Below are 17,384 nucleotides of genomic sequence, written 5' to 3'. Positions count from 1 at the left end.
AGGTAAAAAAGATATTAACATAACTTAGTCCCTGAAATGCTGTTGTTTCAGGGACTGAGTGTCATTCATAAGTTATCAAGAAAAAGCTTCTTGATTTGATTTCGGTTATTTAGCATCGCTTTTTTCCAATGTTTTTCCTAGTGTGATGATATAATTTTTCAAGTCTTCTTTAACTTGTGGGTGTTCTAGGGCATAGTCGATTGATGTTTTCATGAATCCGAATTTATCCCCAACGTCATAACGGTCACCCTTAAATTCTCGTGCAAAGACACGCTGAGTTTTATTGAGGGTATCGATAGCATCTGTGAGTTGCACTTCATTGCCTGCTCCAGGGGGCTGTCTTTCCAAAATATCAAAAATTTCAGGTGTTAGAAGGTAACGGCCAATAATAGCGAGGTCACTAGGAGCTTCCTCTGGTTGCGGCTTTTCGACGAAGGTATTTACACTGTAAAGCCCTTTGACAGCTTTTCCTTGAGGAGCGATGACCCCGTAACTGGAGACATCCTCATGAGGAACTCTCATAACAGCAATAGTAGAAGCGTGAGTCTCATCGTAATCTTCCATGAGTTGTTTGGTTAAAGGTTTGGCATTCGGGTTAGTGATATCCATTAAGTCATCTCCAAGCATTACCACAAAGGGCTCATTGCCCACAAAGGCTTTGGCTTGTAAGACAGCATCTCCCAGTCCTCTTGGGTGGCTTTGACGGATAAAATGAAGGTTGATGGCAGTGGTTTCATCCACTAACTTCAACAGCTCATTTTTCCCCTTAGCTTGGAGGTTGTATTCTAATTCAAAGTTTGAGTCAAAATGGTCCTCGATGGAGCGTTTAGCTTTTCCGGTCACCACAAGAATTTCCTCGATGCCAGATTTTAGCGCTTCTTCGACGATAAACTGGATGGTTGGTTTATCAACGATGGGCAACATCTCTTTGGCAAGAGCTTTGGTAGCAGGTAAAAAACGTGTTCCTAGACCTGCAGCAGGAATAATTGCTTTTCTGACTTTGGACATCAGTAACTCCTCACTTTTTATAATCTATGGCTTAGTGCCATTCGTTTTCAGAACGGAATTCATTTGACATCATTCCAAGGATGCTTTCTTTAATGTCGGCTCCTTCGTAGATGGATTTGTAAATCGCGCTTGTGATGGGCATATAAACACCCAATTCTTGAGCGATTTCGTAGGCAACCTTAGTGGTGGAAATGCCTTCGATAACCATGCCCATATTGCGTTCGATATCTTCGAGTTTTTCACCGCGTCCAAGGGCATCCCCAGCTCGCCAGTTACGAGAATGGACAGAAGTACCGGTGACGATCAAATCTCCCACACCAGACAAGCCACTGTAAGTGAGGGGATCAGCCCCTAGTTTAACACCGAGACGAGTGATTTCAGCCAGACCACGCGTAATCACAGCGGCTTTAGCATTGTCCCCGTAACCCAATCCATGAAGGGCCCCAGCTCCAACAGCGATAATGTTTTTGAGGGCCCCAGCTGTTTCAACACCTACCACATCGGTATTAGTGTAGAGGCGGAAGTAGTGGTTGCTAAAGAGGGATTGGACGTATTTTGCGGCTTCGATATCTTTAGAAGCTGCTGTGATTAAGGTAATGTCACGAACAATGGTTTCTTCAGCATGGCTTGGTCCTGAGACAACAACCACTTCACTGCGGAGATCAGTTGGAATTTCTTCTTCTAAGATAGTCGATAGTCGTTCGTGCGTTCCAGGTTCTAACCCTTTAGAGGCATGCATCACTACAACCTTATGGTCTAGCGCTTCAGCCACTTGTTTAGCTACTAAGCGCGTCACCTTGGTTGGGACAACAAAAAGCACTGCGTCAACATCTGCTAGAGCTTCTCTTAAATCAAGAGTAGCCTTAATTGCCTCATCTAAGACAATGTCTTTAAAATAGTGCTTATTGGTATGTTCGGTATTAATTTCGTCGATTTGAGCAGGAATGTTTCCCCATAAACGAACGTCGTGGCCGTTATCATTTAGTACCTGTGATAGGGCAGTTCCCCAGGAACCAGGTCCTAAAATAGCTACTTTTTGTTTTGTCATTTTACCTTCTCCTTTAAGAGCTAATCATCTTATTATAACATAAGAGGAAAGGTAACTCTATCAGAAAAGATATCAGAGGGGATCAAGTCTCTTGCCCGTTTGGAATGGAAATTAGAATTTTTAAAAATCAAGACATTTTAATTGACAATAGTTATCCAGAGAACTAAAATACTTATCATGAAAACTATTAAGGAGGTAACAGATGTCACGAGTAATTGCGGATTTGCGTGAGTTGACACATCAGGTTGAACAAATTAGCGATGAAATTGCAAAGAAATATAACCTTGAACATTTAGCAGGACCCCAGGGACACGTTTTGGTTTTTCTATCCAAGCATCAAGATCAAGAAATTTTTGTGAAGGACATTGAAAAAGAACTCCAAATTTCAAAATCAGTTACCAGTAATCTTGTTAAACGCATGGTCAAAAATGGTTTTATTAAGGTTCTTCCTTCCCAAGTAGATAAGCGCTACAAGCAAGTCATTTTGGCTAAGGCAGGACGGGAGAAACTGCCTTTGTTGCAAGAATGTCGTAAGGATATTGAACATTATTTCTTTAAAGAAATCACGAGAGAGGAGTTGCTGACGGTTAAAAAGGTGATTCAGCAGCTTAAGCAAAATATGCTAACTTACAAAGGAGAGAACGATGCTTAAAGAAGCGATTTTGCGTTACAAATGGTACACATTGGGCTCGCTCATCATGATTATTGGGGTGGTAGCGAGCAGTTTGCTGCAGCCTCATTATTTAAAAGATGTGCTGAGTGCTGTTATTCAAAATAACCAAGGTAAGATTTACAATGTGGGGATATTGTTGCTTATTATTGCGCTGATGGGATTGATTTCCGGGGCAGTTAATACTATTTTAGCTGCTAAGATTGCTCAAGGGGTCTCAGCGGATATTCGAGAAAAGACTTTTCGAAAAATTCAGAGTTTTTCATATGCTAATGTGGAGGCATTTAATGCTGGGAACCTCGTGGTTCGGATGACCAATGATATTAACCAAATCCAAAATTTGGTAATGATGCTGTTTCAAGTGCTTTTCCGTCTGCCGATTCTCTTTATTGGAGCTTTTATTATGGCGGTGCAGACCCTACCTGACTTATGGTGGGTGATTGTGCTGATGGTTATTTTGATTGGTCTTATCATGGTTTTGGTCATGAGTCAGATGGGCCCACGTTTTGGGAAATTCCAAAAGTTGATGGACAAGATTAATCGAATTGCTAAGGAAAACCTTCGTGGCGTGCGTGTGGTTAAATCCTTTGTGCAAGAACGGGAACAATATGCCAAATTTAAAGAAACGTCCAATGAACTATTAGATTTGAATCTCTTTATCGGTTATGGTTTTTCGTTGATGCAACCTGCTTTGATGTTGGTATCTTATTTGGCAGTGTATGTGTCCATCTATATGGTTTCAGGCATGGTTGAAACAGATCCTACTGTTATTGGGAATATTGCTTCTTTTATGACTTATATGATGCAAATCATGTTTTCAATTATCATGGTCGGCTTTATGGGCATGCAAGCTAGTCGCGCCTTTGTCTCTATTGGTCGTCTCAAAGAGATTCTCAATACTGAGCCAGCCATGACCTTTGGCACTGAGCAAGAAGAAGAGGTTTCAGGTAGCATTGTCTTTGAGGATGTCAGCTTTACTTATCCTAATGATGATGAGCCGACCTTACGTCATATTTCCTTTAAGATTGAACCTGGTCAAATGGTTGGTGTTGTCGGTGCTACTGGTGCTGGGAAGTCTACACTGGCACAGCTTATTCCGCGCTTGTTTGATCCGCAAGAAGGTCAAATCTTACTGGGAGGCAAACCGATTAAATCCTTGAGTCAATCGACTCTTCGTCAAACGGTTTCTATCGTGTTGCAAAAGGCTATTCTCTTTTCGGGAACCATTGCAGATAATCTTCGTCAAGGATCAGCAACTGCAGATGATCATGCCATGGAACGAGCTGCACGTATTGCTCAAGCCAAGGAATTTATCGATCGTATGGATGACCGCTATGAAAGCCAAGTGGAAGAACGAGGCAATAACTTCTCCGGTGGTCAAAAACAACGGATGTCAATTGCGCGTGGCGTCATTAACCAACCTAAGATTCTTGTTTTGGATGACTCAACATCGGCTCTGGATGCCAAGTCAGAAAGATTAGTTCAAGAAGCCTTGAATAAAGAGTTGAAAGAGACCACCACAGTGATCATTGCCCAAAAGATTTCGTCAGTGGTAAAGGCTGATAAGATTTTAGTTCTCGATCAGGGCCAACTGATTGGCGAAGGAACTCATGCTGAGTTGGTTGCTAATAATGCGATTTATCGTGAAATTTATGAGACCCAAAAAGGGAAGGAGGAAGACTAATGAAGACAGCGCGTTTTTTCTGGTTTTATTTTAAACGTTACCGGATATCATTTGTAGTGATTGCTGCTGCTATTATTCTGGCAACTTACTTGCAGGTTAAGGCGCCTGTCTTTTTAGGCGATTCCTTGACCGAATTGGGGAAAATAGGACAAGCTTATTATGTTGCTAAGATGAGTGGACAGACGCATTTTAGTACTGATTTATCTGCTTTTAATGCTGTGATGTTCAAGTTACTAATGGCTTATATCTTTACCGTTTTAGCTAACTTGATTTACAGTTTCTTGTTTACGCGTATTGTAGCCCATTCAACCAACCGCATGCGCAAGGGTTTATTTGGCAAATTAGAACGATTGACGGTTGCCTTTTTTGACCGTCATAAAGATGGGGATATTCTTTCTCGTTTCACAAGCGATTTGGATAATATTCAAAACTCGCTGAACCAATCTTTGGTTCAAGTAGTAACTAATATTGCCCTTTACATCGGCTTGGTCTGGATGATGTTTAGGCAAGATAGCCGCTTGGCTTTGCTAGCCATGGCTTCAACCCCAGTTGCTCTTATTTTCCTAGTCATTATCATTCGTTTGGCAAGAAAATACACCAATATTCAACAGCAAGAGGTTAGTGCCTTAAATGCTTACATGGACGAAAAAATTTCTGGCCAAAAAGCGATTATTGTACAGGGTGTTCAAGAAGAAACGGTTGCAGGTTTTTTGGAACACAATGAGAAGGTTCGGCAGGCAACCTTCAAAGGGCGTCTGTTCTCAGGGCTGTTGTTCCCAGTCATGAATGGGATGAGCCTGGTTAACACAGCTATCGTGATTTTTGCTGGTTCAGCAATTGTCCTCAACGACAAATCCATACAAGCTGCCGCAGCTCTAGGTTTGGTGGTGACTTTTGTTCAGTATTCGCAACAATATTATCAACCCATGATGCAAATTGCATCTAGTTGGGGAGAATTACAGTTGGCCTTTACCGGTGCTCACCGTATTCAAGAAATGTTTGATGAGACCGAAGAAGTTCGTCCACAAAATGCACCAGCATTTACCAGCTTAAAAGAAGCAGTGGCCATCAATCACGTTGATTTTGGTTACCTTCCTGGGCAAAAAGTCTTATCAGATGTGTCTATTGTGGCACCCAAGGGCAAAATGATTGCCGTGGTTGGACCGACAGGTTCTGGAAAGACCACCATTATGAACTTGATTAACCGTTTCTACGATGTGGATGCAGGTTCGATTACCTTTGATGGTCGTGATATTCGTGACTACGATTTGGATAGTCTCCGTCAGAAGGTTGGGATTGTGTTGCAAGAGTCTGTTCTTTTTTCAGGAACCATTGCCGATAATATTCGTTTTGGCGATCAGACCATTAGTCAAGACATGGTTGAAACTGCTGCGCGTGCAACCCATATTCATGACTTTATCATGTCCTTACCAGAAGGGTACAATACCTATGTCTCAGATGATGACAACGTCTTTTCAACAGGTCAAAAGCAGTTAATTTCTATTGCCAGAACCCTGCTTACTGATCCTGAAGTGTTGATTTTGGATGAAGCCACTTCAAATGTTGATACGGTTACCGAAAGTAAAATTCAACGGGCCATGGAAGCTATCGTAGCAGGTCGAACCAGCTTTGTCATTGCTCACCGCCTCAAAACCATTTTAAATGCAGATCAAATTATTGTTCTCAAGGATGGTAAGATCATTGAGCAAGGAAACCATCAGGAATTATTGCATCAAAAAGGCTTTTATGCTGAATTGTATCACAATCAATTTGTCTTTGAATAGATGATATCAGCTCCGCTTCTTAGCGGAGTTTTTTTGCTTATCAATAAAGCAGTCAAGCTTTTTTGATTGGTGTGGTATAATAGCAAGCAAGAGAAAAAACAACTAGAAAGTAGCAACAATGATTGATTTACAAGAGATTCTCGCTAACATGAATCCCAATCAAAAGATAAATTATGACAGGGTCATGCAGCAGATGACCAAGGCTTGGGCGAAAGAATCCGTGCGTCCCAGTATTTTAATGCACGTCTGCTGTGCCCCTTGCTCCACTTACACTCTAGAATACCTGACGCAGTTTGCTGACATTACGGTTTACTTTGCCAATTCTAACATTCACCCTAAGGACGAATACCATCGTAGAGCTTATGTGACACAACAGTTTGTCTCTGAGTTCAACGCTAAAACAGGCAATACTGTTCAGTTTCTCGAAGCGGACTATGTCCCCAATGAGTACGTTCGACAAGTGCGAGGCTTAGAAGAGGAACCAGAAGGTGGGGATCGTTGCCGTGTCTGTTTTGATTACCGATTAGACAAGACCGCTCAAAAAGCAGTGGAACTTGGTTTTGACTACTTTGCCAGTGCCCTAACCATCAGTCCTCATAAAAATTCGCAAATCATTAATGATGTGGGTATCGATGTGCAAAAGGTTTACACCACCAAATATCTGCCAAGTGATTTCAAGAAAAACAACGGTTATCGCAGATCCGTTGAAATGTGTGAGGAGTATGATATTTACCGCCAATGCTATTGTGGCTGTGTCTACGCTGCCAAAATGCAGGGCATTGACTTGATTCAAGTGAAAAAAGATGCCAAAGCTTTTATGGCAGACAAGGATTTGGATAATGATTTCCCCCACATCCGCTTTAGTTATCGGGGGGAAGAGATGTGATAATATGCTTTAAAGAGCGGTCAGCTTAAAGTCGACCGCTTTTTTGCTATTCTTTTGCGAATATTCTATAATAAGAGGATATGATTGACTTGAAAGGATATGAAAAAGATGACTAAGATTCGTGGGTTTGAGCTTATATCAGGATTTACCAATAAGGACCTATTACCAAAACGTGAGACAGCGCATGCGGCTGGTTATGACTTGTCTGTTGCTGAGGCCGTAACCATTGCACCAGGAGAGATTAAGTTGGTGCCAACAGGCGTTAAAGCCTATATGCAAGATGGCGAAGTACTTTACCTCTATGACCGTTCGTCAAATCCTCGGAAAAAAGGGTTGATTTTAATTAATTCCGTTGGAGTTATCGATGGGGATTACTATGGAAATGATGCTAATGAAGGGCATATTTTTGCGCAGATGCAAAACATTACGGACCAACCGGTTACACTGGCAGTTGGTGAGCGCATTATTCAAGGTGTTTTCATGCCTTTCTTGATTGCTGATGGTGATCAAGCCAGCGGTGAACGAACAGGTGGTTTTGGTTCTACCGGAAAATAAGAAAGTTGTGTTATAGCCAATAGGGTCCTGTTACTTAATGCAACAGGACTAGCTTGTTGATTTTATCAAGGGGGAGAGTACCATAGCAAAGAAAAAAGCAACCTTCATTTGTCAAGAATGTGGATATCAGTCACCCAAATATTTAGGGCGTTGCCCAAACTGCTCGGCCTGGTCTTCCTTTGTGGAAGAAGTTGAGGTCAAAGAGATTAAAAATGCTCGTGTTAGTTTGACAGGTGAGAAAAGTAAGCCCGTTAAATTAAAAGATGTGGACAATATCAACTATCATCGGACACAGACCGATATGGCAGAGTTTAACCGTGTCCTCGGTGGTGGTGTCGTTCCGGGGAGCTTGATTTTAATTGGTGGCGATCCAGGTATTGGGAAGTCCACCTTACTCCTGCAAGTATCCACGCAGCTAGCTAATAAGGGAACTGTTCTGTATGTTTCTGGAGAAGAATCAGCAGAGCAGATTAAACTGCGGAGTGAGCGTCTGGGGGATATTGACAATGAATTTTACCTCTATGCTGAAACCAATATGCAGGCCATTCGTACAGAGATTGAAAACCTGAATCCAGATTTTTTGATTATTGATTCTATCCAAACCATCATGAGTCCTGATATTACAGGTGTTCAAGGATCTGTTAGTCAGGTGAGAGAAGTCACTGCCGAATTGATGCAACTTGCAAAGACTAACAACATTGCAACCTTTATTGTGGGACATGTTACCAAGGAAGGAACCTTGGCTGGTCCCCGTATGTTAGAACACATGGTGGATACCGTTCTCTATTTTGAAGGAGAAAGGCATCACACCTTTCGCATCCTGCGGGCGGTGAAAAACCGTTTTGGCTCTACCAACGAGATCGGTATTTTTGAAATGCAATCAGCTGGACTTGTTGAGGTCTTAAATCCAAGTCAGGTCTTTCTTGAAGAGCGATTAGATGGTGCTACAGGATCCGCCATTGTGGTGACCATGGAAGGCAGTCGTTCAATTTTAGCGGAAGTCCAATCTTTGGTCACCCCAACCGTTTTTGGCAATGCTAGACGAACCACTACGGGACTTGATTTCAATCGTGTGAGCCTAATCATGGCAGTTTTAGAAAAACGCTGTGGGCTTCTCTTGCAAAATCAAGATGCTTACCTCAAGTCGGCTGGTGGTGTCAAACTAGACGAACCTGCCATTGATTTAGCTGTAGCCGTGGCCATCGCATCTAGTTATAAGGAAAAACCAACCAACCCTCAAGAAGCTTTCTTAGGAGAGGTTGGATTGACTGGTGAGATTCGGCGGGTGACCCGTATCGAACAACGGATTAATGAAGCAGCCAAGCTTGGTTTTACTAAAATTTACGCCCCTAAAAATGCTCTGCAGGGCATCAGTATTCCTAATGATATTGAAGTGGTGGGTGTAACAACAGTCGGTCAGGTTTTAAAGGCCGTTTTTGGCTAGAAAATTAGAAAGCAAGAGCAAGTGAGGAGGAACCTTGTCAAGAAAGTATCCAAATCATTTGTTTTTTTTAACTTTCCGAACGATATCGACCGTATAAGAGGTTAATCCAGCTATTTCTACTAAAAGATGTTAAGATAGACAGACTACTATCTAAGATAGCTCTACTATTTTTCAAAAGGAGTTTAGGCATGTCTTATTTTGACCATTTTTTATCAGCTAACGAAGCTTATGTAGCTTTGCACGGCACAGCACATTTACCTCTAAAACCTAAAACGCGAGTGGCCATAGTGACTTGTATGGATTCGCGGTTGCACGTGGCACAAGCATTGGGCCTCGCCCTTGGAGATGCCCATATTTTACGGAATGCGGGTGGGCGTGTGACAGAGGATATGATTCGGTCGCTGGTTATTTCTCAGCAGCAAATGGGAACGCGCGAAATTGTAGTTTTGCATCATACAGACTGTGGGGCGCAAACCTTTACTAATGAAGGTTTTGCGAGGCAGCTTCGAGATAGCTTAGGCGTTGAGGTAGGCGATAGAGATTTTCTGCCTTTTACAAACGTGGAGGCAAGTGTCAGAGAAGATATGGCTATTTTGCGTCAGTCTCCTTTGATTCCTGATGATGTGGTAATCAATGGAGCTGTCTATGATGTGGACACTGGACGCATGACACCTGTGGTGTAAATAAGCTTGGCTTTCTAAAGTGTAGTGTCTTTTTTACCTTCCGTTAGTCATACCTAATAGATAAGCCCTTCTGGGGCTTTTTTGATTGACAAGGGGTTTAAGAAATACCATAGCTCAGCAGTAGTAAGTGTCTGTGTTGTTTTAGGGATTGGTTTTAACCAATTAGGTTGAAAAATAGACCACTTACCTAAATGCTCTTGTATTCAGGTCAAAGCTTGTTATAATAGAGTAACAAAGGTGATGACTAGATTAAATGTTTCTTAGGACAGGGAAGGGAGGTGCCCAATGAAGATTGTGATTGAATTAGATGCGTCCTGTGAGAATATTGAAGTCAACATTAAAGCAGCACAGGTCACAGAGCAGGTTCTTCAACTTCAGCAGGCGCTTCTCCAACTGGAGCGCCAGCCCCTGATTTTTTACAAGGACAACAATGAATATTTTTTAGCTCTTTCCGATATTCTCTTATTTGAGACAGATGGGTCTAAAATTTTTGGCCATACAAAAGACAATGCTTATGAAGTCAAACTCAAGTTATATGAATTAGAGGCTTATCTTCCGACGACTTTCTGTCGTGTGGCTAAGGCGACTATTGTCAATACAAGCTGCATTTATGCCTTGGAAAAATCTTTCTCAGGGACAAGCCGTATTTGTTTTTACGAGACCCATAAACAGGTCCATGTGTCACGCCACTATTATCAATTATTGAAAGAGAAGCTTAGGGAAATGAGGTAACATATGAAACGCACATTATTAGGAATTGGATTGATTTTATTAGCAGGGTTCTTGCTTTTCAAAGAACAGTTGGGACTCGCCCAGTTACCTATTTGGACTGTTATATGGGTTGCCTTTTTGACCTTTGGAGCCATTAGCCAGCTTGCTAAACATCATTTTATTTTAGGAACAGTATTGGCTATTTGTAGTTTTGCCCAGTTAAACGATATATTCCATTGGGTTAATATCACCAGCTGGTTATTGATGCTGGTGACAATTCTAGTTGGTTTAGGGTTGACATTGATTTTCAAAGGCACTAACCCTTCTCGTTATGGCAACTCCATCTTTTCATATTATAATAACCAGACATCCTTTGAAAATGATAAGATGGTTAAACATCTTAATAAAGGCATGAGCAAGGTTTTTGGCGGTTTTAGCCGTTACATTAATGACAATCATTTTTCAAATGATTCTGTAGATGTTTTGTTGGGAAGTGCAACGGTCTACTTTGATGGTGCTGAAATAGAAGGAGAACAGGCTACTTACACTGTTGATGCCGTCTTTTCGTACGTAACCATTTATCTTCCGTGTCATTGGCGAGTAGAGGTTGTGGGAGATCATGTTTTCAGCTCGGTTAATCAAGCTCCTACAGCACCAGAAACGGAAAAAGTCTTGGTTATCGTTGCCGATTTGGTCTTTTCAGGTATTGAAATTCATTACCTTTAGGCCATTCATAGAGTAGAATAGACGACCAGTTTTCTGCTCTTTTCTTAGCAGCTAATTCATCTAAAAATTCTGTAAATTAAACAAAGGAGACCTCATGAAAAAACTACTGACTAATAAGCTCTTTATGGCTGTATTCGCCAATGATATGCTTTCCAGTTTTGGAGATGTAATGTACTATTTAGCCTTAATGGCTTATGTCTTGCAGCTCCCTGATGCCAAGCTTGGCATTTCGATTGTTGGTCTTTCGGAGGCATTGCCCTACTTGACAGGTTTTATCATGGGGTATTGGGCGGATAAAACTGTTCATAAGGTTAAAACGATCATCCAGACCTTACTTTTTCGAGTAGGACTCTATTTGATTGTCGGTATTATTATTGGTTTTCAACCAAGCCTCTGGGTTGTCGTTGTGGTGGCTTTCATCAATGTCTTATCTGATCTGGCAGGACAATACGAGGATGGGCTTTACACCCCTCTAAGTCTTCGTATTGTGTCCAATGAGGACCGTGCAGATAGTTTCGCTTTTCGCCAGACAGCACGGTCTCTTTTTTCAATTGGTTTCCAGACTCTTGGCGCTGTTTTGGTTACTGTGTTTAGTTTTAGAAGTTTAGCATTTGTGAATGCGGCTACCTTTGGAATCTGTGCTTGCTTCATGGTGTTCTTAGCACCATCCTTAGACGCTTTGGTTAAGGAACGCCCAATCCTAGTAGATCAGAAGAACGAAACACGTTTTATCAAAGATTTATGGTGCAATATGATAATTGCGGCTAAAGAATGCATCAAATATCCTGATATTAGTAAATGTTTAGTAGTGGCCCCTTTTCTCAATGCTTTGTTTACAGTTATTTCACTGCTTGTCGCAGCCCTCATTAGTCAGGACAAATCGATGCTGGTCATTAATCCTGTTACCACATTAGCGCTTTTATCAACCTTTAGTATTGCAGGAACAATTTTAGGTGGCTTTTTAGCCATGACAGTGTTTAGAGAGACACGTCTGCTTTTCTTGGTTAAATTGATTACCCTCATGACTCCTTTTATTTTTATTAGTCTCCTTCTTCACTTTATTTATGGTCTTTACTGTAGCCTTGTCTTAACAACCATTATTTCTGGGATGATTAATCCTAAATTAAATGCTGTTATCATGAATACCTTACCCGAAGAAAGGCTTGCCATGATTGGGTCTGGAATTGGAACCTATGTTCAGTTTGGCGCTGTCCTATCACGTCTTTTGGTATCAGGGCTGGTGGTGTTAGTTCCTTTAGACTGGATTAGCATGCTATTTATGGGGTTGAGTGTTTTACTCATTGCTTATGTGTATAAGAACCGCCAGCTAGCACCTGTTAGTTCTTCTCAAGATGTGATCTAACAAGATAATTCCTGACGGATTCTCGGTAGAGAGAACAGCTGTGATTTGAAAGAGAGAAATCCCCTCCCTTTTTTGTCTAATTAGTGCTATAATAAAAACGATTGAATTTTGAAAATGTTACAGGAGACTCACATGTCAATAAAACCAATTCGTGTGCGTTACGCACCAAGTCCAACGGGATTACTACACATCGGGAATGCGCGTACAGCGCTCTTTAACTACCTTTATGCGCGTCATCATGGCGGCACCTTTATCATTCGTATTGAAGATACCGACCGTAAACGTCATGTGGAAGACGGAGAGCGTTCGCAATTAGAAAACTTAAAATGGCTTGGTATGGACTGGGATGAAAGCCCAGAAACCCATGAGCAATACCGCCAGTCAGAACGTCTAGATCTCTACCAAAAATACATTGATCAATTATTGGCAGAAGGCAAGGCCTATAAGTCTTACGTGACAGAAGACGAATTGGCAGCCGAGCGTGAGCGCCAAGAAGCAGCAGGTGAGACACCACGCTACATCAATGAATTTCTTGGCATGACAGAAGAGCAAAAAGCAGCTTATATTGCTGAGCGTGAAGCTGCTGGAATTATTCCAACCGTTCGTTTAGCTGTTAACGAAGCTGGTATTTACAAATGGACGGACATGGTTAAAGGGGATATTGAGTTTGAAGGTGGCAATATTGGTGGTGACTGGGTTATTCAGAAAAAAGATGGTTACCCAACTTACAACTTTGCGGTTGTTGTAGATGACCACGACATGCAAATTTCACATGTTATCCGTGGGGATGACCATATAGCCAATACGCCAAAACAATTGATGGTGTATGAAGCCCTAGGTTGGGAAGCGCCAGCCTTTGGTCACATGACCCTTATCATCAATTCTGACACAGGGAAAAAATTATCTAAACGCGACACCAATACTCTCCAATTTATCGAAGATTACCGCAAAAAAGGCTATATGCCTGAAGCTGTCTTTAACTTTATTGCATTTTTGGGGTGGAATCCTGGCGGAGAAGAGGAAATCTTCTCTCGTGAGCAGTTAATTGACCTTTTTGATGAAAATCGTCTCAGCAAGTCGCCAGCAGCCTTTGACCAGAAGAAAATGGATTGGATGAGCAATGAGTACTTAAAAAATGCGGATTTTGAAACAGTTTATGCCCTCTGCAAACCTTTCCTTGAAGAAGCAGGCCGTTTGACTGAAAAAGCTGAGAAGCTAGTAGAATTATACAAACCACAGTTAAAATCTGCAGATGAGATTATTTCACTGACCGATCTTTTCTTCTCAGACTTCCCAGAATTGACAGAAGCTGAAAAAGAAGTAATGGCAGGTGAAACTGTTCCGACGGTTTTGAAAGCTTTCAAGGAAAAATTGGAAGCTATGTCAGATGAAGACTTCAAACCAGAAAACATTTTCCCACAAATTAAGGCTGTTCAAAAAGAAACAGGAATCAAGGGGAAAAACCTCTTTATGCCAATCCGTATTGCTGTTTCTGGTGAAATGCATGGCCCTGAATTACCAAATACAATCTATTTGCTAGGTCGTGACAAATCTATCGAACATATTAACAAGATGCTTTAAAAACCTGTCATAAGTTTTGTCTATTCTAACAAGGCCTAAGACATGGAAGGACTGAGGAGAAAGTCTGATTTCGTCAAAGTTATTATTTTTATGCTACTTTACTTAGCTAGCACGGACGGTAGCAACTCCCTACGGGATTTCATATCTAGATGTTGAGCCTAGGTCTCAAAATCTCCGAACGCCAGAAACATGACGTTTCTGGCGTTTTTGTTACGGCGTCAAGTATTGGATTTGGGCTCACCTCGCTCGCCTATGACTAATAGAAGGCAGACAGTGATACTATTTTTGGATGATATTGTAAACAATTCTCTTAGAGGTACATTGTCTACAACCTGGGACTGAGGAGGAAACTTCTCAGTTTTTTGTGTCTGTTTCCAATATAGTGTTTATTACCTTCTAACCAGAAAATTTGGGTTGTCAGGCTGGTCGTAAGCTAGTTTTTTGAAAAAAGATGCTCAGTTTTGACATCAGGAGATGGTTTTTAGAGCTTAATTAGTGTACAATATTTTTTTGACGTTTTTTAGGTGAGTTTGATTAAAGAATTGTAATCAAATAGTATTATAGCCAACGTTTGAAAATATGCTAAAATAATAAAGTTAGAAAGGAGGAAAAATGGCCAGTAGCGATTATATTTTTTTATTTGTATCTATTATCATCTATTACTTGACCGAAATCTCAATTTTTTCCTTCTTATCTGATATTACATTACCAGCTTGGAAACAATTATTTGTCTTGGCGATAGCTTTGTTTTTTAATCAATTTCCATACCTCTCACCTTTATTGATTGACCCTCTTTTATTTTTAATAATCTTGAGGCAGGCAAATCACCAAGTGTTTTCTCTAAAGTCGCTTTTCCTCGCTTTTGCGCCCGGTGTCTTTATTGATTTATTATCTCGCTTCATTGTGATGATCATTATTCCTTACATTTTTCTATCTAATGACCTTTACTTTAGTCATATTGTGGTAGATTTTTTAGCGTATGCCATGATATTCCCAAGTTTTGCCGTCATTAATTACCTTGTGGGGAAAGATTATAAAATTATTTTCCAAACGGACCACTCAGTCAGATCTCGTAACTTCTATAAAATTTTATTAATCTTCATTGTGGCTTACTATATTGATATTTTTATGATTTTAGGATTTACTGATCCTTTTTTACATTTTAAGCATTCTATGGTCATGCCAACTTCCTATAAATTGCTCTTCTTAATATTCATGCTTCTTTTGGTCTATCTACTGTCTTATTTTAATCACAAATCCAAGGAGTATCTCAAAAACGAGTTGAAAAAAGAGCAACAGGCTTATGTAGCCAATCTGGAAACTTATGGCAAACATCTGGAAAAACTCTATCGGGATGTTAGGATTTTTCAGAGTGATTATTTGAACTGTTTAGAAAGCTTAGGCAAAGCCATTCAAACACGATCAGTGAGCCATATCCAAGAGGTGTACGCTTCGACCGTCCATGACGCTAACGACTACTGGGATGACAAACACTATAATATTTCCAAGTTAGGAAAAATCGGGATATCATCCATTAAAAGTCTACTGTCAGCGAAGATTATCAGTGCCGAAAAATCTGGTATTGCCCTTAATGTGGAGGTCCCTGATAAGATTGAAGCAACCTACCTCCCAGAGTTAGATTTGTTGCTGTTGATGTCTATCTTTTGTGATAATGCCATCGAAGCAGCTTTAGAGGCTAAAGTTTCTCGGATGTCCATTGCTTACTTTCTATTGGATGATCAGCAGGTGTTTGCGGTCACTAATAGCACCAAGGAAAAAGTCAACATTACCAAAGTTTTTGAAGAGGGTTACTCTTCTAAAGGATCAGGCCGTGGGATTGGTCTCGCTAATGCTCAACGGATTATTCAAAAATACCCTCAACTTGGCTTGCGAACTCAGAGTTCCAGTCATCAATTTAGTCAAACGTTGACAATTCCAAAGGTGGAGGGCAACTAGATGATTTTTATACACAGTATGTTTTTCTTCTATACCACCATCTTCATAGATAGTTGGATTATTTTTTCAAAATCTTCAGGGATTAAGCTTAAGTGGAAACCCTTATGTGTGACAGGGGCTATCTTTATTGAGGCAAATGTCCTTTTTGATAATGTCATCTTGATTGATCAACTTTTCTTTATCATTGTCAGTTTATTATTTGCCCCTCAGAAGAAATTATCTGAACACATTTTCAATGGCTTCTTTGCCATTATGATTGTTGAATTGCTTTTTCGGGTGATTGGTTTCTTCTTTTTGCCTGCTGTGCTAGGGTTCAGCATTCGTCAAATCAATAGTGACCTTAGGCTTCTAGAACTGTGTTATTTGCTGATTCTTCCCATGTTTTACCTCTTCAGCTATATTTTTAGCATTGATCTTAGCCTGCTAAGGTTTATCAGCGAAGATAAAATGAAAAAGTGGGTTTTTTGGATGAATGCCACCATGTTTTCCTACTATTTCTTTGTGCATTTTTTGGTGAAGGTCCAGAGTGAGTTTTTAGGATTATATTTCCGTTACCGCTCTATTTTGATTTTTATCTATTTGGCTATTCTCATATGGATTATTGTGAAGTTAGACCGTTTTGCCAAGGACCAGTTATCACAAAAGTTAGCCCAAGCCCAGAATGAGCGTATTGCTTACTTAGAGAATTATAATCAGTCGATTGAACAACTTTACCGTGATATCAGAACAGTTAAACATGATTCGGAAAATATCTTAATCAGTCTCAAAGATAGTATCGATAGTGGCGATATCGAAAGTATTACTCAAGTTTATGAGACCGTTGTTCAGCAATCAGCTACCTCTCTGAGACGGCCGGGCTATGAAATGTCGTCGTTAGACAATATCAAAGAAGCAGTAGTGCGCAGTGTCATGAATTCTAAACTGCTTGAAGCGCAGCATTATGGCATTGATCTTTATATTGAAATTCCTGATGTGATAGATGATTTACCGATAAAACTCCTAGACCTTATTGTACTGTTTACTGGACTAGTGGACAACGCTATTGAGACAGCAAAAGGTAGCCGAAGGCCCTTTTTATCGATTGCCTATTTTAAACAGGATGGGAAACAATTCTTTATTATTGAAAATAGTACAAAAACGAATCGTGTGGATATGGTAAGTCTTTTTCATGACCGTCAAAAGAGTCTTCCACGCTTTTTCACAATATTAGATGGTCATCCCCAAATTACGCTTTCAAGTAAAAGTGATCACTACCGCTTGAGGCAATTGTTAGAAATGAGATAAG

At 40.6% G+C, this 17,384-nt stretch carries 15 protein-coding genes; 13 read left to right on the top strand and 2 right to left on the bottom strand.

Annotated features, from left to right (window positions below; genetic code table 11):
• Positions 1–105: 105 nt before the first annotated feature.
• Positions 106–1,008, bottom strand: coding sequence for a UTP--glucose-1-phosphate uridylyltransferase HasC (hasC, locus tag DYD17_RS10050; protein WP_003052925.1), 903 nt, complete (start codon positions 1,006–1,008; stop codon positions 106–108).
• 31 nt (positions 1,009–1,039) lie between these two features.
• The gene (locus DYD17_RS10045) at positions 1,040–2,056 is read right to left on the bottom strand and encodes an NAD(P)H-dependent glycerol-3-phosphate dehydrogenase (RefSeq protein ID WP_003052923.1); all 1,017 of its coding nucleotides are present in this window, start codon (positions 2,054–2,056) and stop codon (positions 1,040–1,042) included.
• A 202-nt stretch (positions 2,057–2,258) separates the two neighbouring features.
• On the opposite strand from DYD17_RS10045, the gene DYD17_RS10040 reads away from it, so the two are divergent.
• The 13 genes from DYD17_RS10040 to DYD17_RS09980 all read left to right on the top strand — a co-directional run bounded on the left by DYD17_RS10040 (position 2,259) and on the right by DYD17_RS09980 (position 17,383).
• Positions 2,259–2,708: a MarR family winged helix-turn-helix transcriptional regulator gene (locus DYD17_RS10040; RefSeq protein ID WP_003052921.1), complete on the top strand. Its 450-nt coding sequence runs from the start codon at positions 2,259–2,261 to the stop codon at positions 2,706–2,708.
• A complete protein-coding gene (locus DYD17_RS10035; RefSeq protein ID WP_115253150.1) occupies positions 2,701–4,410 on the top strand; it encodes an ABC transporter ATP-binding protein in 1,710 nt (569 codons plus the stop codon). Before DYD17_RS10040 ends, DYD17_RS10035 begins: the two co-directional genes overlap by 8 nt.
• Positions 4,410–6,194: an ABC transporter ATP-binding protein gene (locus DYD17_RS10030; protein ID WP_115253149.1), complete on the top strand. Its 1,785-nt coding sequence runs from the start codon at positions 4,410–4,412 to the stop codon at positions 6,192–6,194. Before DYD17_RS10035 ends, DYD17_RS10030 begins: the two co-directional genes overlap by 1 nt.
• 118 nt (positions 6,195–6,312) lie before the next feature.
• Positions 6,313–7,080: an epoxyqueuosine reductase QueH gene (locus DYD17_RS10025; protein ID WP_003052915.1), complete on the top strand. Its 768-nt coding sequence runs from the start codon at positions 6,313–6,315 to the stop codon at positions 7,078–7,080.
• Between the two features lie 108 nt (positions 7,081–7,188).
• A complete protein-coding gene (locus DYD17_RS10020) occupies positions 7,189–7,635 on the top strand; it encodes a dUTP diphosphatase (protein ID WP_115253148.1) in 447 nt (148 codons plus the stop codon).
• A gap of 82 nt (positions 7,636–7,717) precedes the next feature.
• Entirely contained in the window at positions 7,718–9,079 is a 1,362-nt protein-coding gene (gene radA / locus DYD17_RS10015; RefSeq protein WP_037585033.1) for a DNA repair protein RadA, read from the top strand.
• 188 nt (positions 9,080–9,267) lie between these two features.
• A complete protein-coding gene (locus DYD17_RS10010) occupies positions 9,268–9,762 on the top strand; it encodes a beta-class carbonic anhydrase (RefSeq protein ID WP_003052909.1) in 495 nt (164 codons plus the stop codon).
• A gap of 285 nt (positions 9,763–10,047) precedes the next feature.
• A complete protein-coding gene (locus tag DYD17_RS10005; RefSeq protein ID WP_003052907.1) occupies positions 10,048–10,494 on the top strand; it encodes a LytTR family DNA-binding domain-containing protein in 447 nt (148 codons plus the stop codon).
• A gap of 3 nt (positions 10,495–10,497) precedes the next feature.
• Positions 10,498–11,199 (top strand): hypothetical protein, encoded by a 702-nt coding sequence (locus tag DYD17_RS10000; protein WP_003052905.1) that lies wholly within the window; start codon positions 10,498–10,500, stop codon positions 11,197–11,199.
• Positions 11,200–11,293: 94 nt separating this feature from the next.
• Entirely contained in the window at positions 11,294–12,562 is a 1,269-nt protein-coding gene (locus DYD17_RS09995) for an MFS transporter (protein WP_003052904.1), read from the top strand.
• Positions 12,563–12,694: 132 nt separating this feature from the next.
• Positions 12,695–14,143: a glutamate--tRNA ligase gene (gene gltX, locus DYD17_RS09990; protein ID WP_003052902.1), complete on the top strand. Its 1,449-nt coding sequence runs from the start codon at positions 12,695–12,697 to the stop codon at positions 14,141–14,143.
• Between the two features lie 612 nt (positions 14,144–14,755).
• Complete coding sequence (locus DYD17_RS09985; protein WP_115253147.1) at positions 14,756–16,099, top strand: sensor histidine kinase; 1,344 nt, start codon at positions 14,756–14,758, stop codon at positions 16,097–16,099.
• A complete protein-coding gene (locus DYD17_RS09980) occupies positions 16,100–17,383 on the top strand; it encodes a sensor histidine kinase (protein WP_003052898.1) in 1,284 nt (427 codons plus the stop codon).
• The last annotated feature ends 1 nt before the right edge of the window (position 17,384 follow it).

It is taken from the genome of Streptococcus dysgalactiae subsp. dysgalactiae (assembly GCF_900459225.1).
Classification (GTDB): domain Bacteria; phylum Bacillota; class Bacilli; order Lactobacillales; family Streptococcaceae; genus Streptococcus; species Streptococcus dysgalactiae.
Note: the sequence above shows the minus strand (reverse complement) of the source record. Positions and strands in the feature narration are given on the sequence as shown.